We start from the raw sequence: 20,211 nt of genomic DNA on the forward strand, positions 1-20,211 counted from the left end.
GTGCTGGCCGTCCTCGACGAGGCCCGTCGGGATCCGCGCCGCCGTGGTGCTCGCCGGGCCTCGGCCCGGTCCGGTTCAGCGGATGGCCACCATGTAGCCGAGCACTCCCAGGGCGATGGCGAGGAGTGCGATGAAGGTCACCGTCGCCACCGTGCCGCCGGCGTCACTGCTTCGGCGTTCTGCTCTTCCCCCGTTGCGGGCGTCCTGTGTGGCGGGTGTGTCCGTCACGCTCGCAGCGTTCTTCACGTGTTGCTCCTGTGGTGCTGTGTTACCGGTCCCCGCCGTGGTCACCGGAGGGGGGTCTGACCTCAGCCTTCTGGGCTGTGTCACACAGAGTAGCGGCAACTGGTCCAGACCAGTTTCGCGGGGTCCGGGGTGCCGCCGTGGCGTCTGTGCCGGTCTCTACCCAACCCTGTTGTTCACAGCGCGAGTTGCCTACGCTTCGCCGGGTGACCGAAAACGCGCCCATGGCCGCTCGCATAGACTCCACGCGCCCTCACACGGCGCGGATCTGGAACTACTGGACCGGTGGCAAGGACAATTATCCGGTCGACAGGGAGGTCGGCGACCAGATCCGGACACTGCATCCGGGTATCGGCGACTACGCCCTGGCCGATCGTAGGTTCCTCGGTCGCGCCGTGCGGCATCTCGCCGGATCGGCCGGAATCCGTCAGTTCCTGGACATCGGGACGGGTCTGCCGAGCGCCGACAACACCCACCAGGTGGCCCAGAGCGTCGCCCCGGACGCGCGCATCGTCTACGTGGACAACGACCCGCTCGTCCTCGTGCACGCCCGCGCCCTGCTGACCGGCACCGCGGAAGGCAGTACCGACTATCTCGACGCCGATCTGCGGGACATCGACACGATTCTGGAGCAGGCCGCGAAGACGCTCGACTTCTCCGAGCCCGTCGCGCTGATGCTGCTCGGCGTAGTGATCTTCATCGAGGACGACGAGGAGTCGTACGGGGTGGTGCGCCGGCTCATGGACGCGCTGCCGTCCGGGAGCCACCTCGCGCTGTCGCACACGATCACCAGCCCGTCGATGCCGGACGTGGACGCGGCGGTCGCCTTCTGGAACGAGCACGGCACCCCGCGTCTCACCCAGCGCACGCCGGAGCAGGTTGAGCGCTACTTCGACGGCCTGGAGCTGCTGCCTCCCGGCGTGGTCTCCTGCAACCGCTGGCGCCCGGACGCCGCCGAGCCGCTCACCCCGGAAGAGGTCGCGATGTACGGGGGCGTGGGGCGCAAGCCGTAGCGGCGCGTCGGGCGGGGGCCGTGCCCGCCGACCCGGCCCGCTCCGGGAACAGCGTGGTCACCCGCGGGCCTCGTCGAGGACGGCGGACATGGTGACCCGGTGCGCCCGGTCGAGCGCCTCCACGGGGCGGGGGCGGCCGCCTAGACTGACGCCGAAGCGGACTACCGGGCGCTGAGGGGTGTTTGACGGTGCGTAAGGCGTGGCTGGTCGCGGGGCTCTCGATCGGGTTCTGCCTGTGCTTCGTCGCGCTGCTCGTCGTCGGCACGTTCTCCGCCGCCTCCGGACTCCTCGGCGGTGACAAGAACGGGGCGGTGGGGCTGGCGAAGGGGGCCGTGCCGGCGAAGTACCAGCCGCTGGTGCAGAAGTGGGGGAACCTCTGCCCGGCCATCAACCCCGCGCTGCTCGCCGCGCAGCTCTACCAGGAGAGCGGCTGGAACCCGAAGGCGCAGAGCCACGCCGCCGCGCAGGGCATCGCGCAGTTCATCCCGGGCACCTGGGCGACGCACGGGATCGACGGGGACAAGGACGGGGACCGTGACGTGTGGGATCCGGCCGACGCGATTCCGTCGGCGGCCTCGTACGACTGTGAACTGGCCGGATATGTTCGCAAGGCGCCGGGTGATCCGACCGACAACATGCTCGCCGCGTACAACGCGGGCGCCTACGCGGTGATCAAGTACGGCGGTGTGCCTCCGTACCGTGAGACGCAGAACTACGTGAAGGTCATCCGGACGCTCGAGCAGAGCTTCGCCAAGCCGGTCGGCCGGGTGGAGCCGTCGAAGCAGGCGGCCGGGGCGATCTACTTCGCACAGCAGAAACTGGGCACCAAGTACCTGTGGGGCGGCAACGGAACGCCCGAGCAGGGCGGGCGTTTCGACTGCTCGGGCCTGACGCAGGCGGCCTACCGCACGGTGGGGATCGAGCTGCCCCGGGTGGCCAACGACCAGTACAACGCCGGGCCGCACCCGTCGCGGGACGAGCTGCTGCCGGGCGATCTGGTCTTCTTCTCCGACGACCTGACCAACTCGAGGGCGATCCGGCACGTGGGGCTGTACGTCGGTGGCGGGTACATGATCAACGCCCCGTACACCGGTGCGGTGATCCGGTTCGACAAGATCGACACCCCGGACTACTTCGGCGCGACACGCGTCACGGAGGACGGCGCGCGCGCCCTGCCGACAGACCTGCCCAAGGCTCCCGAGGCATGAGCGGAAGGCATCCGAGTGGCTGGAACACGACGGTGGCGACAGGGCTCTGAGCTGCGACGACGTATCACTCTTCGATAACGTCATGGTGATCGTTCGGTGGAGAGTGGAACGTGACCGCCGATCACGTCGTTCCCTGGGCAGGGAAGGCCGCACTGACCATGCAGCAGACACCGCACTGACCACGGGGGTTGATTCAGGACGGCGCACAGGCAGGTGCGCCGGCAGGCACAAGGCAAGGGGCCGCAGCAGATGGCTGGACTCGCAGCAGACGGCGTGAACCCGGATGTCGGCCTGCTCTACGACATCAACGGCCTCGCCAAGGACGCGCCCACCTGGCTCGACCGCACCATGGAGTTCGTCGGCGAGTACGGGATCATGCTCGCCCTCGTGCTGGTCGTCCTCTGGTGCTGGTGGAGCGTGCGCCGGCGCGGCAGCGCGGAGGACTCGGTCTCGGCGGTCGCCGGGCTGATCTGGGCACCGCTCGCCGCCGGTATCGCGCTGCTCGTCAACATCCCCATCCGGGGCTTCGTGGAGCGGCCGCGGCCCTTCCTCTCCCACGAGGGCCTCGAGGTTCTCGTCGCCGGCAAGACCGACTACTCGTTCGTGAGCGACCACGCCACGATGGCGATGGCGATCGCCGCCGGGCTGTTCGTGGCGAACCGCAGGTTCGGCGTCGCCGCGCTGGGTCTCGCCTTCGCCGAGGGTTTCTGCCGTGTCTACATGGGCGTGCACTACCCGACGGATGTCATCGGCGGATTCGCGCTCGGTACGGCGGTGGCGCTGCTGCTCGCCCCGCCGGCTCTCGCGCTGCTGACACCGCTGGTGTCGGCGATCGCGGGCTCACGCCACTTCGGGTGGCTGGTGCGCTCCAAGCGGGCCTCGGCGGGCGGTTCGCTGCGGCCCGAGTCGCTGGACATCCCGGAGCCGAGGGCCGAGGGCAAGGGCGAGAACGGCCTGGCGGCCTGACTCGCGGCCTCGGACCTGCTCCCGTCCGGGGCCGGTCCGCCTCCGGCGCGTCCGGGGGTGTCGGCGGGTCCGGGGCGTGGCGCGTCAGTCCTCGATGACCGGCCGGACCGGGGAGAGGAACGGGTCCAGGCGGACCTGGATCTCCCCCCGGGCCATGACGCGGACGCGGAAGGCCCCCTGTCCCGGCGGCTCGTCCATGTCGGCGGAGCGCTCGTAGAGCAGGCCCCAGGAGCCGGGGAAGCGGGTGGCGATGTGGTGCAGCAGGCCGTCGAGGTCCGCGGCCTCGTCACGGCGACGGTTCATCAGACCGTTGGCCAGCACGAAGTACTCGCCGTTGTGGACCTTCAGCGCCACTTCGCCCGTCGCCCAGTCGATTCCCGCGATGCGCTGCCGCAGATCGGCGATGCCCGGGTCGAGAGTGCCCGCATCGGCCTCCTCGGGGGACTCGGCGATCCCGAACCAGCCGTGAAACTCGTACATCGTCCTCTATTCCAGCGGAGTCGTGTCGATGACCGGCTCGATCCCGTAACGGCGGCCGTATTCCTTCAGTTTGTCGATCACTCCGGGACCGGGCTCGCCGTCGAAATGGAAGTACGGGGTGCGGCCGGATTGTAGCGCGTACTCGAATGTCGCCTTTGCCTGGTTCCGGAGGGCGCTGCCCATCTGCATTCCTTCCGGTTTCGACTGTGCGACGTACTCGTCGCTGATGGCGTCGATCTCCCGCCCCTTCGGGTCGTTCTCGAACTTGACCCGTGATTCGCCGCCGAGCCGCTCCGCCAGCGCGTCGGCCGCCGGGTCGGGCTTGTTCACCTTCACCAGCTCGCCGAGCCCACCGTTGTTCTCGTACGGGGCGAGGCCGAGGGGGTCACTCCAGGTGTGCGGGTTGTGGACGTAGGCGACGGGGTTGGGCGCCGGTGCCAGTCCCAGGGGGTCGGGGGTGGTGTAGCGGGCGGTCTGCGGGTCGTAGTAGCGGTGGTGGTTGTAGTGGAGGCCGGTTTCCGGGTCGTAGTACTGGCCGGGGAACCGGAGGGGGGTGTACGCGGTGGCGTCCGTGTTCCAGGTCGTGGTGCCCCACAGAGTGGTGCGGCTGCGCCAGGCGATGGATCCCTCGTCGTCGACGAGTTCGGTGGGTGTGCCGATGAGATCGGTGACGATGGCGAAGAACCGGGTGTCGATCTCCTGCCCTGTCGCGGTGTCGGCGAGCCGTTCCGTCTGGGCGACAGGGGTGAGCCCATGGTGGTCCCAGGTCAGTGTGACCACCGGGGCATCGGCGGGCCTGGTGGTCTGCTCCGCCAGCAGCGTGCCGTCCCAGGTGAAGTCGATCCGCTCCGCGACGCCTCCGTCGGGCGCCATGCGTTCCTTGCTCGTACGGCGCCCCAGTGGGTCGTAGCGGTAGCGCCAGACCGTGTTGTCGGGTGTGACGGCCTCGACGAGCCGGTCCTCCACGTCGTACGAATAGCGCCAGGTCGCGGGCTTCTTGGACAGTCGGCTCCTGGTACGCCGGATCATGCGCCCGGCGGCGTCGTGCTCGTAGCGGTTGGCGCCGGCACGCACCACCCGGGTCCCCGCGTACGTCCGGTCGCCGGCGGCTTCCCGGTCGGCGTGCCGGTCCGGCCAGGACGCGGAGGTCTGGTTGCCGAGCCGGTCATAGGCGTACGACTCGGTCCAGCCGGCAGCGGTGACCGCGTTGACCCGGCCGACGGCGTCGAGCCGGAAGTGGCGGCGTCCGTTCAGCGCGTCGTCGATCTCCGTGAGGTGGCCGTCCTCGCGGTAGGTGTAGCTGCGCCGGTTGAGGCTGCGGCCACCGGCCGAGATCTCCTGCGCCGTGACGCGCCCGGCCTCGTCGCGCCGGGATGTCAGGGTGATCGCCTCGCCGACCCGGCGGACCACCTCACGGCCCGTCCGGTCCCGTTCGAAGTCCACCCGGTGTCCGCCGACGACCAGTTGGGCGGCACGGCCGGAGGCGTCGTACGCGTACGAGGTCACCTGGCCGCCCGGGGTCGTCCGCCGTACGCGGCGCCCGGCCGTGTCGTAGGCGTACGTGACGGCCCGGCCGTCGACGAGTTCGGCCTTGACCCGCCCCTCGCGGTCGTACTGGTAGACGACCTCGCTCTCGGGGCCGACGGCCTGAACCAGCCGTCCGGCCGCGTCATAGCTGTACGACGTGACGTGTCCGGCGGCGTCCTTGCTCGTCACCCGCCCGCGGACGTCACGTTCGTAGCGGATGACCTCGCCCAGCGGGGTGATGCGGGCGGACACCCGGCCGAGGGGATCCACCTCGTATCCGACCGTGCGGTCGTCGAAGTCGGTCTCGGCGATGAGCCTGCCCGCGCTGTCGTACGTGTAGGACCAGTCGAGCCCATGGGGGCCGGTCACTCGGGTGAGACGCAGCTCGGTGTCGTGTTCGAATTCATGGCGGGTGCCGTCGGGGTCGGTGCGCGACGCCAGCAGATCGAAGTGGGTGTACGTGAAGTGCGTGACGCCGCCCATGGGATCGGTGTGACGGACGCAGTTCCCCTCGCCGTCGTACGTCCAGGTCTCGGTCGCTCCGTCCGGTCCCGTGCGGCGCTCGAGCCTGCCCTCGGGTGTCCACTCGAAGCGGGACACGGCGCCGTCCGGCCGGACGAGCGCGGTGATGCGGCCGAAGGTGTCCCTGATGTAGCGCGTGACCCCGCCGGTGGGTTCCTCCTGTTCGAGCAACAGGCCGGCGGGGTCGTGCCGCAGCCGCGTGACCTGTCCTTGGGCGTCGGTGATCGAGGTGACGTGGCCCCGGCCGTCGTGGGTGTACCGAGTGGTGCGGCCCGCCGGGTCCGTGACGGAGAGCCGGTTGCCGCGCTCGTCGAACTCCTGCCGCCAGCGCGCGCCGCCCTCCCTCGTCAGCTCCACGGGCAGCCCGAGGCCGTTGTACGTGGCGTGCATCCTGCTGCCGTCGGCGTGGGTGACACCGGTGAGGTGCCCGTCGTCGTCGTAGTCGAACACCGTCGTCGCGCCCAGCGGATCGGTGCGTGTCAGCAGCCGGTTGTAACGGTCGTACGTCGTGCGGACGGTCGCACCGGTCGGATCGGTCTCGGCGATCACCTGAAGGCGGGCGTTGACCGTGTAGCGCCAGACATGGCCGAGGGAGTCGGTGACGGTGGTGGTGCGCAGACCTGTCGTGGTGTCCGGCTCCGAGTACTGGAACTCCGTCCGCAGATGTCCTTCCGTGCCGGTCTGGCTGACGCAGCGGTCGTGCTCGTCGTAGACGAACGTGAAGCTGGAGCCGTTGGTGTCGGTCCACGCGGTGATGCGGCTCTCGGAGTCGTACTCGAAGCGCAGCGGAAGGCCCGAGGACCTGGTGACCTCGGTGAGGTCGCCGTCCCGGTACCCGTACCGGACGAGCTCGGTGCTGCTCGGCTCCGGGGCGCCCGGTGTGGCGTCGTCCAGACGCAGCGAGGTGATCCGGCCGTCCTCCGTGGTGAACACCAACCGGTATCCACCGGAGTGGGAGAGGGACAGCGGCGCTCCCGTTTCGTCGTACTCGGCGGTGATCGTGTGACCGTTGCGGTCCTCGATCTCGGCCAGAGGGGCGATGCCGTCACCGCCGGGTTCCACCCCGGACGGGGCGAGGAAGCGCCGGACGTGGCCGCTGTCCGGGTCGGTGAGGACGTAACCGCCGTCCACGTTCCGCTCCAGCGGCCAGCGCGGTCCGGCCTCCGCGAGCACGGGCAGGCCCGGCGCCGGGTGGGGAAAGGCCAGCAGGAGATTGTCCTCGCCGTGGAAGACCACGCCGAGGGAGTCGACCGTCAGACGCTGGTCGATCGTGGACGACCAGCTCGGTCCGAACCAGCGTCCCGCCCGGTACGACGACTCGTGGTCACGCCGGAATTCCAGCGGCAGCGTCCCCGGCAGGAACACATCGGATTCCGCCAGCAGCATGCGTCCCGTCGCGAAGTCCACCGGCTCTCGGCCACAGCACTTGTCCGTGACCTTGCGGCTGGCGTCCGCGGCGTTGTCCGCCCTGCGCGCGGCGTCGGACAGGTCGTCGGCGAGGCGGACACCTTTGACTCCCGCGCCCGCGCCGCCGGTCGCGACGGCCAGCAGCGCGTCGGGAACCAGCCTGCCGAAGCCCTCGGCCGGGTCCTTCATGAAGTCGTCGAGCATCTGCTTGCCCGCGCCCCAGGGATCGTTGGCCACCTGGACGAGACCCGCGGCCATGTTGTTCAGCGACAGGGCGTACTCGGCGGGGTGGGTGATGTTGTACAGGTCGAGAGGGTTGACGCTGCGGACGAAGGTGAGCAGTCCGGCGGTGCCCTTGATGATCCCGCCACCGAAGTGGGTTTTCATGATCTCGAGTTCGCTCAGGCCGTCCACGGCCTGCTCGGCGTACGACGGCTTGGGCGGGGCGGCGTCCCTGGCCGCCTGGACGGCCTTGCGCGCGGTCTCGGCCGCGGTGTTGCGCTGCTTTCTGGCCTCGGCCAGGATCTCCTGGGCCTCCTCCATCTGCGCCTTGCCCGGATCGGTGAAGGCGCCGGGCTTCGGCGGCAGCGACGCCGGATCGCGCTGGTCGGCCGGTTGGGCGTTGTAGCGGTCGGCGGCCTTGTTGTACTCGTCGACCTTCTTGTTGTGGGCGTCCATGGCCTCCTCGGACGCCTTGGTACCCGCCTTCCACTTCTCGATGGCTGTCTGCGCCCGGCCCTGCGCCCACTCCACCGTTCCGGCGAACGACTCCAGGGCTCCTGCCGCCTTCTCGGCCGCGTCGGCGGCCTTGAACCACTTGGGCGGCTCGATGGCCACCGTCCGGCGGAACGCGTCCGCCGCCTGTCCTTTGAGCGAGTCCGAGTCCAGGCCCTCGAGGCCCAGGCCGACATTGTTGAACGCCTGCTTGAAGTCCTTGAGATGGGAGGCGGTGGAGCGGAGCTTGGAGGGGCTGCCGTAGACGAGTTTGCTCTTGTCCTCGGTCTGCCCGAGGTTCATCTCGTCGACCTCGGCGCCCATCCTGTTCGCGAGGGAACGGGACTGCTCGCGAACCCAGTCGGCACCGGACTCCCAGCCGACGTCCTCGAGTCGGTCCGCGGTCCAGTTCCCGGCGTCCTCGACACGGTCGCCGGCCCACTCGGTGGCGTCCTCGACCGCGTCCTCCACCACATCCGGTGTGATGTCACTGACGAAATCGCCGATACCCATTGCTCAACGTCCCCCGTTGCTCGTGGATCAGTTTCCGGCGTCGCCCTGCTGCTGACGGGCCCGCTCTTCCGGCGACGGTCCGAACGTGTCGTCCACCGCCCGGTCGAAGTCCTCCTGGTCGATACCGATGAGGTCGTTCAGCGCGCTCGTACGCCGGCCGCCGTTGCCTTCGGTCAGCAGAGCGCGGCCGGTGTCCTTCCATGTCTGAGCGGCCTCGTCCCCCGCCCGCTGGAACGATTCGGGGCTGTAGTCCGGGTCCAGGTAGTCCGGGGTGAAGACGTCTCCCCAGTTCTGGCTGACGATCTCGTCCTCGGACGCGTGGGGGTTCCCGACGCCCGCGTTCACGACGATCTTGAAGGTGCCCTGGACGTACTGGTCCTCCTCCCAGATCAGACCGGCTGCGAGCCCGAGCTTCGCCGCGATCGCGTTCGCGTCCTGGACGAGGGCCCGCACCCCCCACTCCCAGCGCTCGGCGTAGTCCTCGAAGTCGACCGACAGGTCGTAGTGGCCGACCTCCATCCCGGTCATCGCCAGCTCCGAGAACCCCTTGCCCAGCACCGATCCGGTCCCGGTGCCGACCTCCCGCAGCTCGGACACCGCGGCACGCAGCCCATGAGTGATCCGCTGGACGCTGTGGCGGTCGACGCCGAGGTCCTCCGCACCGCTGCCCATCAGCCCTGTCCTCCGGGGGTTTCGTCGACATCGACGGCCACGGCGTCGGGCACGATGCCCATGACCGGCGGAAAGAGCATGGCCCCGTCGGGGTCGGCGACGTTCATCGCCAGGCCTGCCGGAACTCCGATCGCCGGCACGATCTCGTCCAGCAGTCGCGCGCCGAGCAGTGCCGCGAACTCCCAGGAGCGGCCGGTGTCCCGCCCGTCACCGGCATCCCGCGCCCGGGCGAATCGGGCGAGGGCCTCCTCGTCGCTGAATCCGAGGATCCAACGGACCCCGCCGGACTCGGCGGTCCACAGCCCGCCACCCTCCAGCGGGACCAGAACGACAGCGCGCCGCAACTCCCCGACCATGGCCCGTGGATCGCCGATTCCGGCCCGCAGCTCCGCGATCCGCTCCTCGAGCGGTGTGTCCGTGTTCATCCGGGACCCCTTCGATCAGCCACTGCCAGCTTTCGAATCGTAGGAAACAACGCACCTTCCGGGCATGGTGGTTCCAGTGTGCCGAGGTGTTTCACACGTTCTCCATGAGCGAGCGACAGCGCGCGGGGGCCGACGCTACAGCGCCTGCGGGTAGTCGAACAGGCGGTCCGGGTCGTACCGCTTCTTCAGCCGGGTGAGCCGGCCGAGGGCAGGTCCGTAGTAGGCCCGGCGCCAGTCGGACAGGGTCGGATCGGCGTAGTTCTGGTACGCCGATCCCGACGCGTAGCGCCGCATCGACGCATGAGTGTCCCGCAGCCAGGACTGCTGCGGGGTGCCGCCGGTGCCGGGCCGCCAGGCGGCGATGTACTGGGCCAGCATCCGGGAGCGCCGGTGCACGAACGACGTCGCCAGTGGATCCACCCGGTTCACCGCGCCGCCGAGCGCGGTCAGCGCGATCGAACCACCGCCGCCCGCGCCGGCCGGGAGACGGGTGAAGGCCTCCGCCGCCGCGATCAGCGCGCGCAGACCGCCGGCGGCGATGTCGCGGTCGTAGAAGTCGGAGGCCGAGGCGTACGTCTCACGGGGCAGGGCGCCGCGCCGGCCGCGGCCGGGGGTGCTGCCCGGCAGCCTGCACTGGTCCTCGCTGAGGGAGAGGCAGTTCGCGTAGCCGAGCATGGCGTCCCGGTAGCCGCGGGGGCGCAGGGCGACGGAGGAGGGGGCCGAGCCGGCCGCGCCCGCGAGCCGGTCGACCGCGTTCTGCAGATCGCTCTCCGCGCCGAGCGTGAAGGCGACGACGGACAGGGTGGGACGGGAGCCGCCGGGACCCGCTGAGAGATGGAGCGAGGACCAGATCTCGTCCGGCTGGTCGGGGCCCCAGCGCTGCCAGGCGGCGAGCACGGGTTCCGCCTTCTGCCACGGCCAGTTGAGATACGCGGTGACGGTGTCAGGGGTGGGGCTGGTGCGGAAGCGCAGCCGGGTCACCACACCGAAGTTGCCGTTCCCGGCGCCGCGCAGCGCCCAGAAGAGGTCCTTGTTCTCGTCGGCGTTCGCGGTCAGCGCCCTGCCGTCGGCGGTGACGACCGTCGCCTCGGTCAGGCTGTCGCAGGTCAGCCCGTAGGCGCGGGAGGTGACACCGTGGCCGCCGCCGAGTGCGAGACCGGAGACGCCGACCGTGGGGCAGGAGCCCGCGGGGACGGTACGGCCGTGCCGGGCCAGGGTGTTGTAGACGTCGATGAGTTTGGCGCCGGCGCCCATCGAGCCGTCGGCCCTGATCCGGTCCAGCAGTGACACGTCGATGACGAGGCGTCCGTTGCCCGAGGACCAGCCGCCGTAGGAATGGCCGCCGTTGCGGATGGACACCGGAGTGCCGTGTGCCCGGGCGTAGGCGAGGCATTCCTTCACGTCCTCCTCGCCCGCCACATAGGCGACGGCCGCCGGCTTCAGCGAGTCGAAGCGCGTGTTGTACAGCTGCCGGGCGCTCGCGTACGCCGCGTCCCCGGGCCGGATCAGCTGCCCGTCGAGGCTTCGGGCGAGGGCGGCCCAGTCCGCGGCGGCGGTCCTGGTGGCCGAGGGGGCGGGCGAGGTGGGTACGGGGGCGGTGGTGCCCGGTGCGGTGCCTGCCTCCTTTTCCGTGCAGCCCGTAGCGGCGGCCGCGGTGAGGGCGACAGCGGTGGTCAGCAGCGCACGCCGGTCCATGGAACCTCCTGGGGAACGAGACGGCTCCCGGCGCCGGCAGGTTCCCGGGCCGACGGCGCGGTCAGGACGTGGGGGCCGGAACGTGGGACCGGGCGTCGCTACGGGCCCGGTCACGGGACCGTCTGGCCGGTCCTGACCAGCCGCAGGTGCAGCGGGCCACGGCGAAGGAGCCGCGTTCGACCGTGGTCGTCGTATGCGTCGCCGGGGCGCCGGCCGAGGGGTCCTGCTGGGGCACGGGTCAACGGTACTGCGGCGCCGGGGGCCGCAAAGCCCCCGGGACCGGCGTGACGACGTGCCGGGGCGGTCGTTATGCGAATGGGTCGTTCCCCGGCCCCTCGGGCGGAGGGCAAGGGGGGACCCGTACAAGCGGCGGTCCGGTGTTGGGGGTTGGCAGGCAATGGTGGTGCAGCACAAGCGCAGGGGCGGAGCGGTCGCCGTCCTGGCGGCCATGGCCGTGGTGGCGGGCGGGGGATGCTCGGACCCGGGCGCTGCCGCGGAGGACGGCAACGGACCTGCCGCGGGCAGGTCCGGCGGCGCGGCGGACGAGGTACGCAGAGCCGCTGACGCGCTGACCGGGGCCAGGAGCTCCAAGGCGCGTACGTCCATGGAGATGGCGTCGGGCGGCACCCGGGTCACCATCCGGGGCGAGGGCGGATACGACTTCGCCCGGGGCGTGGGCAGGCTGAAGGTCGTACTGCCGCCGGACGCCGCCGGCGAGGACGAGCACAAACCCATCACCGAACTGCTGACGTCCGGCGCCCTGTACATGAAGAACCGGGGCGCGGGTGTGCCCGCGGACAAGTGGGTCAGGGTGGACACGACCACCCTGGACGACGGGAACCTGGTGACGGGCGGCGCGACCGACCCGCTCACCGCCGCCGAACTGCTCCGTGGCGCGGACCAGGTGACATACGTCGGCGATGTGGAGATCTCGGGCCAGAAGGTACGGCACTTCAAGGGCGTCACGGACATCGGGCGGGCGGCGCGGGTCGCGGAACCTCATGCGAGAGCGTCACTGGCCGCAGCGGCGAAAGGGTTCGCCAGGGACGTGGTGCCGTTCGATGCCTACCTGGACGAGGCGGGCAGGCTCCGGAAGGTGCGGCACCGCTTCGCGTTCGTCAATGAGGGCCGTACGGTCGACGTCACGTCGACCACGGTCCTCTTCGACTTCGGGGCGCGGGTCGTCGTCCAGCTCCCGGACGAGAAGGACATCTACTCCGGGAGGGTCGAGGCCTGAGCGTGCCGGACGGGCCCGTCCGCGCGGGGGAGGCCAGGGGAACCTGGGCCGGGAGAGTCAGAACCTAAATGGTCCGGACGTGCCATGCGCAGCGCGTGCATCGCTCCCTACGCTAGGAAACCGACATCGGCCGGAAGAGGTGATTGCACGTGGCCCCGCCCAGTACGAGCACCGTCCAGGACGACCACGTGGCCCTCGCCGAGATCGAGCTGTGCGGCGAGTTGATGATCGCCGCGTCGGCCGCCGCGGAGGAGCGACTCAGCGCGGACCGTATCGACGAGGTCCTGATGGTGGCGGCCGAGCGGGCCGCCTGCCGGTGAGGGAGCGCCGCGGCCCTGGCGACCGGTCCCGGCGCGGGCCGGCCCGGCCGGTGCCGCACCCGGCGGAGACCGTAAAGATCAAGCCACGCGCGGCCGCCGGTCAGGTGCGCAGCAGGCGGGCGATGGCCTTCGTCGCTTCCTCCACCTTGGCGTCCACCTCGGCGCCGCCCTTCACCGCCGCGTCCGCGACGCAGTGCCGCAGGTGCTCCTCGAGCAGCTGGAGCGCGAAGGACTGCAGGGCCTTGGTCGAGGCGGAGACCTGAGTGAGTATGTCGATGCAGTACACGTCCTCGTCGACCATCCGCTGCAGGCCGCGGATCTGGCCCTCGATACGGCGCAGCCGCTTCAGGTGTTCGTCCTTCTGCTTGTGGTACCCGTGCACGCCGCGGTCGTGGTCGGTCTCGTGCTCCGTGACCGGAAGGCCGGCCGCCTCGGTGGTCGTCATCGTGTCCTCCCGTTGTCCCGAAAGGGGTGTATACCCCTCGTGGGTATATGGTAACGAATCGCGTGGAATCCGGTGGGGGTCCGTGCCGATCGCCTTGTTCTCATGGGCGACACTGGGATACTGCCGGTTAGCCGTGGCCGGATGATGCGCCTAGCATCAGCCTGACCGAATCCAAGCACCCCGAGGACCCCACGTGCGATTTCGTCTGACCCCCAGGGAGACGAGCTTCTACGACATGTTCTCCGCTTCCGCGGACAACATCGTCACGGGCTCGAAGCTCCTGATGGAACTGCTCGGGGCGGAATCCTCCGCCAGGGCCGAGATCGCGGAACGGATGCGGGCCGCCGAGCATGCCGGGGACGACGCCACCCACGCGATCTTCCACCAGCTGAACTCCTCGTTCATCACGCCCTTCGACCGCGAGGACATCTACAACCTCGCGTCGTCCCTCGACGACATCATGGACTTCATGGAGGAGGCCGTCGACCTGGTCGTCCTCTACAACGTCGAAGAGCTGCCCAAGGGTGTCGAGCAGCAGATCGAGGTCCTGGCGCGGGCCGCGGAGCTGACGGCCGAGGCCATGCCGCACCTGCGGACGATGGAGAACCTCACCGAGTACTGGATCGAGGTCAACCGGCTGGAGAACCAGGCGGACCAGATCCACCGCAAGCTGCTCGCCCACCTCTTCAACGGCAAGTACGACGCCATCGAGGTCCTCAAGCTGAAGCAGATCGTCGACGTGCTCGAAGAGGCCGCTGACGCGTTCGAGCACGTGGCGAACACGGTGGAGACCATCGCGGTCAAGGAGTCCTGAACCACGTGGACACCTTTGCCCTGGTCGTGACCATCGGGGTCGCGCTCTTCTTCACGTACACCAACGGCTTCCACGACTCCGCGAACGCGATCGCGACATCGGTCTCCACGAGGGCGCTGACACCGCGCGTGGCACTGGCGATGGCCGCGGTGATGAACCTCGCGGGCGCCTTCCTCGGACAGGGCGTCGCCAAGACCGTCAGCGAGGGGCTCATCGAGACGCCCGTCGGCTCGCGCGGCATGGGCATCCTGTTCGCGGCGCTGGTCGGCGCGATCGTCTGGAACCTGATCACCTGGTACTTCGGGCTGCCCTCCTCCTCGTCGCACGCGCTGTTCGGCGGCATGGTCGGAGCGGCGCTCGCCGGCGGGACCGAGGTGATCTGGACCGGGGTGCTCGAGAAGGTCGTCATCCCGATGTTCATCTCGCCGCTCGTCGGTATGGCCGCCGGCTACCTGGTGATGGTCGGCATCATGTGGATGTTCCGCAGGGCCAACCCGCACAAGGCCAAGCGCGGCTTCCGGATCGCGCAGACGGTGTCCGCGGCGGGCATGGCGCTCGGCCACGGCCTTCAGGACGCGCAGAAGACGATGGGCATCGTCGTGATGGCCCTCGTCATCGCCGACGTCGAGAACCAGGGCGACCCGATCCCCACCTGGGTCAAGATCGCCTGTGCGCTGATGCTGTCGCTCGGTACGTACGCCGGTGGCTGGCGCATCATGCGGACGCTCGGCCGCAAGATCATCGAGCTGGACCCGCCGCAGGGCTTCGCGGCGGAGACCACGGGTGCGTCGATCATGTTCGGCTCGGCGTTCCTGTTCCACGCGCCGATCTCGACGACACACGTGATCACCTCGGCGATCATGGGCGTCGGCGCGACGAAGCGGGTGAACGCGGTGCGGTGGGGTGTCGCGAAGAACATCATCCTGGGGTGGTTCATCACGATGCCGGCGGCGGCGATGGTGGCGGCGGCGAGCTATGGCGTGGTGTACCTGATCTTCGGCTGACGGCGCGTGGGGGCGGGCGTGAGCCTGTCCCCTACCCGCCCCTCCCCGAAACCGGGGGCTCCGCCCCCGGCCCCCCGGCCCCGTCCCCGGCCCGGGCTCCACCCCGTCCCCGCACCGGGCCCCGGCCCGGACCCCGCGCCTTCGCCGACCGGGCCCGCTCCGTCCCGGGACCGGACCCCGCCTGGGCCCGGCACCGCGCGGTGTTTCGGGAGGCTCCTCTCTCTACGCCTGGCGGCGACCCCCACCGCACCCCCGCGCCTCAACCGCCGGCGGGGCTGGAGTTGCCCGAGGCCGGCATTTCCCTGGAAGGCCGAAGCGTCTTCACCGACGGGCTGAGGGGCCGTGCAGCGGCATTCTCAGCCCGTCCGGCGTTTGAGGACACCGCGCGGAGCGCGGTACGGGTCCGGGCGGAGCCCGGTTTCGGGAAGGGGCGGGTCAGGGGACAAGCCCACCGCACCCCGCGCCCGCGACCGGACCGGCATCCGGATCGCACCTGGGTTCGGCGTGGCCCGGATCGGTCCCAGTTGCGCCCGGCCCCGCCCGGTCCGGACACGCCCGCGACGTCACGCGCCCGGCCCCGCCCGGTCCGCGCCCCGGCTGCGGCGCCTCGCGCCCCGCTGCGGCGCCTCGCGCCCCGCCGGCGGCGCCTCGCGCCCCGGCCCGGTCGCCGCGCCGCGGAGAGGTGGGGGCGCGGGCGCGGTCGGGGAGGAAGTGGTTGGGCCCGCCCCCTGGGAGAGGGGCGGGCCCTTCGTCTTGGGGTGGCACCGCCATGCAGCACCCCAGGACGTCTGCTCCCCGGCGGTCCGGGGCGTCTGTCAGCCGAAGCGGCCGGAGATGTAGTCCTCGGTCGCCTGGACGGACGGGTTGGCGAAGATCCGCTCGGTGTCGTCGATCTCGATCAGCTTGCCGGGCTGGCCGACCGCCGAGAGGTTGAAGAACGCCGTGCGGTCGGAGACGCGCGCCGCCTGCTGCATGTTGTGCGTCACGATGACGATCGTGAAGCGCTCCTTCAGCTCGCCGATCAGGTCCTCGATCGCCAGGGTCGAGATCGGGTCGAGCGCCGAGCACGGCTCGTCCATGAGCAGCACGTCCGGCTCGACGGCGATCGCGCGGGCGATGCACAGGCGCTGCTGCTGGCCGCCGGAGAGGCCGGAGCCGGGCTTGTTGAGCCGGTCCTTGACCTCGTTCCAGAGGTTGGCGCCCCTGAGGGAGCGCTCGACGATCTCCGCCAGCTGGTTCTTCTTGTAGGTGCCGTTCAGCCGCAGGCCCGCCGCCACGTTGTCGAAGATCGACATCGTGGGGAAGGGGTTGGGCCGCTGGAAGACCATGCCGACCGTGCGGCGCACGGCGACCGGGTCGACGTCCTTGGCGTACAGGTTCTCGTCGTCCAGCAGCACCTTGCCCTCGACGCGGCCGCCGGGGGTGACCTCGTGCATGCGGTTGAGGGTGCGCAGGAAGGTGGACTTTCCGCAGCCGGACGGGCCGATGAAGGCGGTCACGGAGCGGGGCTCCACGGTCATGGAGATGTCGTCGATCGCCTTGTGGGAGCCGTAGTAGGCGGTCAGGCCCGATACGTCGATTCGCTTGGCCATGGTGGTTCTACTTTCCGGTCTTCGGGGCCTTCCAGCGGGCGATGCCGCGGGCCACCAGGTTGAGGATCATGACGAAGGCGATCAGAACCAGGGCAGCGCCCCAGGCGCGCGCGATCGAGGCGTCCGTGCCGACGGCGTACTGCTCGTACACGTACAGCGGCAGGGAGGACTGGGCGCCTTCGAACGGGTTCGGGTTGATCAGCTTCGTGCCGAAAACGAGGAGCAGTACCGGAGCGGTCTCACCGGTGACCCGCGCGACGGCGAGCATCACGCCGGTGGTGATGCCACCGATCGCGGTGGGCAGGACCACCTTCAGGATGGTCCGCCACTTCGGTACGCCCAGGGCGAGTGAGGCTTCGCGCAGCTCGTTCGGGACCAGCTTCAGCATTTCCTCGGTGGAGCGGACGACCACCGGCATCATCAGGATGGCGAGGGCGAGACCGCCGGCGAAACCGGAGGGGCCGAAGCCGAGCATCAGGTTCCAGGTGGCGAGGACGAACAGGCCCGCGACGATGGAGGGGATGCCGGTCATGACGTCGACGAAGAAGGTGACGGCCTTGGCCAGCTTCCCGCGCCCGTACTCGACGAGGTAGATCGCGGTGAGCAGGCCGACCGGGGCGGCGATGACTGCGGCGATGAGGACCTGCTCGATGGTGCCGAGCAGTGCGTGGTAGATGCCGCCGCCGGGCTCGGCGTCGAGGACGCCGTTCATGGAGTGGCCGAGGAAGTAGCCGTCGACCACCTCCAGGCCCTTGGTGATCGTGACCCAGGCCAGCGAGAACAGCGGCACGACGGCGAGCACGAAGCACACCCAGACGAGGCTGGTGGCGACGCGGTCCTTGGCCTGGCGGGAGTTCTCGACCTTCGTGGTGATCACGTAGGTGGCGAGGACGAAGACGAGGGCGGCGATCATGCCCCACTGGACGCGGCTCTGCCAGCCGGCCGCCAGGCCGATGCCGCAGCCCGCGGCGATCGAGCCGGCCGCGATGGCTGCCGGGGCCCAGCGCGGGAGGCGGGCGTGGGACAGAGGACCGCTGCGTACGGTGGCCACCGGACGCTTGTCCTGGACGAGCTGGCTCATGCGTTGGCCCCCGAGTACTCCTTGCGGCGGGCGATGATCGCGCGGGCCGCTCCGTTGACCACCAGCGTGATCACGAACAGGACGAGGCCGGAGGCGATCAGGGCGTCGCGGCCGAATTCGTCCGCCTCGTTGAACTTCGCGGCGATGTTCTGGGCGAAGGTGCCGCCGCCCGGGTCGAGCAGGTGCCCGGAGATGATGAAGCTCGGCGACAGGACGACGGCGACGGCCATCGTCTCGCCGAGGGCACGGCCGAGGCCCAGCATCGAGGCGCTGATGATGCCGGAGCGGCCGAAGGGCAGCACCGACATCCGGATGACCTCCCAGCGGGTGGCGCCGAGCGCCAGGGCGGCCTCTTCGTGCATCTTCGGCACCTGGAGGAAGACCTCGCGGGTGACGTTGGTGATGATCGGCAGGATCATGATCGCGAGCAGGATGCCCACGGTGAACAGGTTGCGGGCGACGCCTTCGCCGGTCTTCTCGAAGATGTACGTCCAGCCGAGGTACTCGTTGAGCCAGCTGTTCAGGCCGTCGAGGTAGGGGACCAGGAAGATGGCGCCCCAGAGGCCGTAGATGATGCTGGGCACGGCAGCGAGCAGGTCGACGACGTACGCGAGGGGCGTGGCGATCCGCCGCGGCGCGTAGTGCGAGATGAACAGCGCGATACCGATGGCGACCGGCACGGCGATGACCATCGCGATGACCGAGCTGACCACGGTGCCGAAGGCGAGTACCGCGATGCCGAAGACCGGCGGGTCACCGGCCGGGTTCCACTCGGACGTGGTCAGGAAGTTGGCGTCGTCCTTCGAGATGGCGATGCCCGCGCGGTACGTGAGGAATCCCGCGATCGCGGCCATGATGACCAGCAGGAAGATGCCTGCTCCCCGGGACAGGCCCAGGAATATGCGGTCACCGGGACGGGGCTTGCCGCGGGTGGTGCCCGTTTGCTGCGGGGCACGGGGCGGTGGGGCTGATGTGGTGGTTGCTGTATCCATCGTGGTCTCCGGTCTGCGGAGCCGGCAGGCTCCAGGCGGCGGTGCACCGGATGCCGGGGCCGGTCCGTCTCAGGCGGACCGGCCCCGGCCGGACATCAGGACAGGGTGGGGACGATCTCGCGGACCTTGGTCGCGATCTCGGCGGGCAGCGGCGCGTAGCCGGCGTCCGTGAGGACCTTCTGGCCCTCCTCGCTCGCGGTGTAGTTGAGGAACGCCTTCAGGGTCGGCAGGGTCTCCGCCTTGTTGCCCTTGTCGCAGGCGATCTCGTACGTCACGAGGATGATCGGGTAGGCGCCCTCGGCCTTGGTCTTGTAGTCGAGGGACAGGGCCAGGTCCTTGCCGGTGCCCGTGACCTTGGCGGCGGCGATGGCCTTGGAGGCGTTCTCGCTCGTCGCGTCGACCGGGGCGGCCGCGCCGGTGTCCAGCTTGACGGTGGAGATCGACTGCGAGGACGCGTACGACAGCTCGAAGTAGCCGATCGAACCCTGCGTCTGCTTCACCTGGGCGGCGACACCGGAGGAGCCGTTGGCGGCCTGGCCACCGGGGGCCAGCCACGACTTCGACTTGGGGTCGTGCTTCCAGTCGGCCGGGGCGGCCTCGCTGAGGTACTTGTGCAGGTTCTGCGTGGTGCCCGACTCGTCGGAGCGGTGGAAGGCCTGGATGGAGGAGCTCGGCAGCTTCGCGTCGGGGTTGAGCTTGGCGATGGCCGGGTCGTTCCACTTGGTGATCTTCGAGTCGAAGATCTTCGCGATGGTCGCGGAGTCGAGGACGAGGTTGTCCACGCCCTCCAGGTTGTAGCCGATCGCGACGGGGCCGCCGACCATCGGGAGGTTGATCCCCTGGCCGCCCTTGCAGATCTTCTTCGACTCCTCGACCTCCTCCGGCTTCAGCGCGGAGTCGGAGCCGGCGAAGGCCACCTGGCCCTGGGTGAACTTGGTGATGCCGCCACCGGAGCCGATGGGCTGGTAGTTGACCTCGACGCCGGAACACGCGGCCTGGAAGTTCTTCACCCACAGGTCCATGGCGTTCTTCTGCGCGCTCGAGCCGGCCGCGAGGATCTGGCCCTTGGCCTCGTCGCACTTGATGTTCGACGCGGCGTTGGTCTTGTCGCCGCCGTCGGGGCCGGTGGCCGTGTTGTTGTCCGAGCCACACGCCGTGAGGACCAGGGCGCCGGAGATCGCGAGGGCGCCGAGCGCGGTGGCGCGAAGCCCGTTCTTGCGCTGAAGCTTCACTTTCTGGTGTTCCTTCCAGTTGCCGCCGTCCGTGGCGGCGTGCGTCGGGGTGGGGGGACCGGCACCGTGCCGGTCACCGTCTGAGGCCGAAATTAGGCAGATGAGATGA

The 20,211-nt window shown here is 70.0% G+C and carries 18 protein-coding genes; 7 read left to right on the forward strand and 11 right to left on the reverse strand.

All coding sequences use genetic code 11. The features are described from left to right. Positions 1-75: 75 nt before the first annotated feature. Complete coding sequence (locus tag AB0K36_RS08670; RefSeq protein ID WP_167306841.1) at positions 76-246, reverse strand: hypothetical protein; 171 nt, start codon at positions 244-246, stop codon at positions 76-78. A gap of 221 nt (positions 247-467) precedes the next feature. Between AB0K36_RS08670 and AB0K36_RS08675 the strand changes: the two genes are divergently transcribed. The 3 genes from AB0K36_RS08675 (at position 468) to AB0K36_RS08685 (ending at position 3,430) form a co-directional block, all read left to right on the forward strand. Then, positions 468-1,256 carry an SAM-dependent methyltransferase gene (locus tag AB0K36_RS08675; RefSeq protein WP_364590264.1) on the forward strand — a complete coding sequence of 263 codons (789 nt, stop codon included), beginning with the start codon at positions 468-470 and terminating at the stop codon, positions 1,254-1,256. A 188-nt stretch (positions 1,257-1,444) separates the two neighbouring features. Further along, on the forward strand, positions 1,445-2,464 hold the full coding sequence (locus AB0K36_RS08680; protein WP_189468467.1) for a C40 family peptidase: 1,020 nt from the start codon (positions 1,445-1,447) through the stop codon (positions 2,462-2,464). 249 nt (positions 2,465-2,713) lie between these two features. Beyond that, a complete protein-coding gene (locus AB0K36_RS08685) occupies positions 2,714-3,430 on the forward strand; it encodes a phosphatase PAP2 family protein (protein WP_364590267.1) in 717 nt (238 codons plus the stop codon). A gap of 84 nt (positions 3,431-3,514) precedes the next feature. Here the strand turns inward: AB0K36_RS08685 and AB0K36_RS08690 are convergent, their stop codons facing one another. The 5 genes from AB0K36_RS08690 to AB0K36_RS08710 all read right to left on the reverse strand — a co-directional run bounded on the left by AB0K36_RS08690 (position 3,515) and on the right by AB0K36_RS08710 (position 11,385). Next, positions 3,515-3,910, reverse strand: a complete 396-nt coding sequence (locus AB0K36_RS08690) for an Imm7 family immunity protein (RefSeq protein ID WP_364590270.1) — start codon at positions 3,908-3,910, stop codon at positions 3,515-3,517. 6 nt (positions 3,911-3,916) lie between these two features. Continuing rightward, entirely contained in the window at positions 3,917-8,593 is a 4,677-nt protein-coding gene (locus AB0K36_RS08695; protein WP_364590273.1) for a putative T7SS-secreted protein, read from the reverse strand. Positions 8,594-8,620: 27 nt separating this feature from the next. Further along, positions 8,621-9,268, reverse strand: a complete 648-nt coding sequence (locus tag AB0K36_RS08700) for a hypothetical protein (RefSeq protein ID WP_364590679.1) — start codon at positions 9,266-9,268, stop codon at positions 8,621-8,623. Continuing rightward, on the reverse strand, positions 9,265-9,690 hold the full coding sequence (locus AB0K36_RS08705) for an SseB family protein (RefSeq protein ID WP_100107924.1): 426 nt from the start codon (positions 9,688-9,690) through the stop codon (positions 9,265-9,267). Before AB0K36_RS08705 ends, AB0K36_RS08700 begins: the two co-directional genes overlap by 4 nt. 135 nt (positions 9,691-9,825) lie before the next feature. After that, positions 9,826-11,385 carry an FAD-binding oxidoreductase gene (locus AB0K36_RS08710; RefSeq protein ID WP_364590277.1) on the reverse strand — a complete coding sequence of 520 codons (1,560 nt, stop codon included), beginning with the start codon at positions 11,383-11,385 and terminating at the stop codon, positions 9,826-9,828. 397 nt (positions 11,386-11,782) lie between these two features. Here AB0K36_RS08710 and AB0K36_RS08715 point away from each other — a divergent pair, with 397 nt between their 5' ends. Both AB0K36_RS08715 and AB0K36_RS08720 read left to right on the forward strand, forming a co-directional pair. Continuing rightward, on the forward strand, positions 11,783-12,622 hold the full coding sequence (locus AB0K36_RS08715) for an SCO4651 family lipoprotein (protein WP_364590280.1): 840 nt from the start codon (positions 11,783-11,785) through the stop codon (positions 12,620-12,622). A 149-nt stretch (positions 12,623-12,771) separates the two neighbouring features. Next, a complete protein-coding gene (locus AB0K36_RS08720; RefSeq protein ID WP_189469521.1) occupies positions 12,772-12,942 on the forward strand; it encodes a hypothetical protein in 171 nt (56 codons plus the stop codon). Positions 12,943-13,042: 100 nt separating this feature from the next. Here the strand turns inward: AB0K36_RS08720 and AB0K36_RS08725 are convergent, their stop codons facing one another. Then, the gene (locus tag AB0K36_RS08725; RefSeq protein ID WP_229834967.1) at positions 13,043-13,387 is read right to left on the reverse strand and encodes a metal-sensitive transcriptional regulator; all 345 of its coding nucleotides are present in this window, start codon (positions 13,385-13,387) and stop codon (positions 13,043-13,045) included. 193 nt (positions 13,388-13,580) lie between these two features. Between AB0K36_RS08725 and AB0K36_RS08730 the strand changes: the two genes are divergently transcribed. Both AB0K36_RS08730 and AB0K36_RS08735 read left to right on the forward strand, forming a co-directional pair. Further along, a complete protein-coding gene (locus AB0K36_RS08730) occupies positions 13,581-14,201 on the forward strand; it encodes a DUF47 domain-containing protein (RefSeq protein WP_344357841.1) in 621 nt (206 codons plus the stop codon). 5 nt (positions 14,202-14,206) lie between these two features. Beyond that, positions 14,207-15,205, forward strand: a complete 999-nt coding sequence (locus AB0K36_RS08735; RefSeq protein WP_364590284.1) for an inorganic phosphate transporter — start codon at positions 14,207-14,209, stop codon at positions 15,203-15,205. Positions 15,206-16,020: 815 nt separating this feature from the next. Here the strand turns inward: AB0K36_RS08735 and pstB are convergent. The 4 genes from pstB to pstS form a co-directional block, all read right to left on the reverse strand. Further along, positions 16,021-16,797: a phosphate ABC transporter ATP-binding protein PstB gene (gene pstB, locus AB0K36_RS08740; RefSeq protein WP_159690301.1), complete on the reverse strand. Its 777-nt coding sequence runs from the start codon at positions 16,795-16,797 to the stop codon at positions 16,021-16,023. 7 nt (positions 16,798-16,804) lie between these two features. After that, positions 16,805-17,878 carry a phosphate ABC transporter permease PstA gene (gene pstA, locus AB0K36_RS08745; protein ID WP_189468485.1) on the reverse strand — a complete coding sequence of 358 codons (1,074 nt, stop codon included), beginning with the start codon at positions 17,876-17,878 and terminating at the stop codon, positions 16,805-16,807. Then, entirely contained in the window at positions 17,875-18,870 is a 996-nt protein-coding gene (gene pstC / locus AB0K36_RS08750; RefSeq protein WP_364590289.1) for a phosphate ABC transporter permease subunit PstC, read from the reverse strand. The genes pstA and pstC overlap by 4 nt, the downstream gene beginning before the upstream one ends. Positions 18,871-18,965: 95 nt before the next feature. Beyond that, the gene (gene pstS, locus AB0K36_RS08755) at positions 18,966-20,102 is read right to left on the reverse strand and encodes a phosphate ABC transporter substrate-binding protein PstS (RefSeq protein ID WP_189468489.1); all 1,137 of its coding nucleotides are present in this window, start codon (positions 20,100-20,102) and stop codon (positions 18,966-18,968) included. Positions 20,103-20,211: the final 109 nt, after the last annotated feature.

The sequence above is a fragment of the Streptomyces kurssanovii genome, from assembly GCF_040677245.1.
Lineage (GTDB): Bacteria > Actinomycetota > Actinomycetes > Streptomycetales > Streptomycetaceae > Streptomyces > Streptomyces kurssanovii.

Excerpts from the sequence above, each read along its gene's own strand:
- pstB (WP_159690301.1), bottom strand. The coding sequence starts at position 16,797 with ATGGCCAAGCGAATCGACGTATCGGGCCTGACCGCCTACTACGGCTCC.
- AB0K36_RS08725 (WP_229834967.1), bottom strand. The coding sequence starts at position 13,387 with ATGACGACCACCGAGGCGGCCGGCCTTCCGGTCACGGAGCACGAGACC.
- pstA (WP_189468485.1), bottom strand. The coding sequence starts at position 17,878 with ATGAGCCAGCTCGTCCAGGACAAGCGTCCGGTGGCCACCGTACGCAGC.
- AB0K36_RS08690 (WP_364590270.1), bottom strand. The coding sequence starts at position 3,910 with ATGTACGAGTTTCACGGCTGGTTCGGGATCGCCGAGTCCCCCGAGGAG.
- AB0K36_RS08715 (WP_364590280.1), top strand. The coding sequence starts at position 11,783 with ATGGTGGTGCAGCACAAGCGCAGGGGCGGAGCGGTCGCCGTCCTGGCG.
- AB0K36_RS08705 (WP_100107924.1), bottom strand. The coding sequence starts at position 9,690 with ATGAACACGGACACACCGCTCGAGGAGCGGATCGCGGAGCTGCGGGCC.
- pstC (WP_364590289.1), bottom strand. The coding sequence starts at position 18,870 with ATGGATACAGCAACCACCACATCAGCCCCACCGCCCCGTGCCCCGCAG.
- AB0K36_RS08710 (WP_364590277.1), bottom strand. The coding sequence starts at position 11,385 with ATGGACCGGCGTGCGCTGCTGACCACCGCTGTCGCCCTCACCGCGGCC.
- AB0K36_RS08675 (WP_364590264.1), top strand. The coding sequence starts at position 468 with ATGGCCGCTCGCATAGACTCCACGCGCCCTCACACGGCGCGGATCTGG.
- AB0K36_RS08685 (WP_364590267.1), top strand. The coding sequence starts at position 2,714 with ATGGCTGGACTCGCAGCAGACGGCGTGAACCCGGATGTCGGCCTGCTC.
- AB0K36_RS08695 (WP_364590273.1), bottom strand. The coding sequence starts at position 8,593 with ATGGGTATCGGCGATTTCGTCAGTGACATCACACCGGATGTGGTGGAG.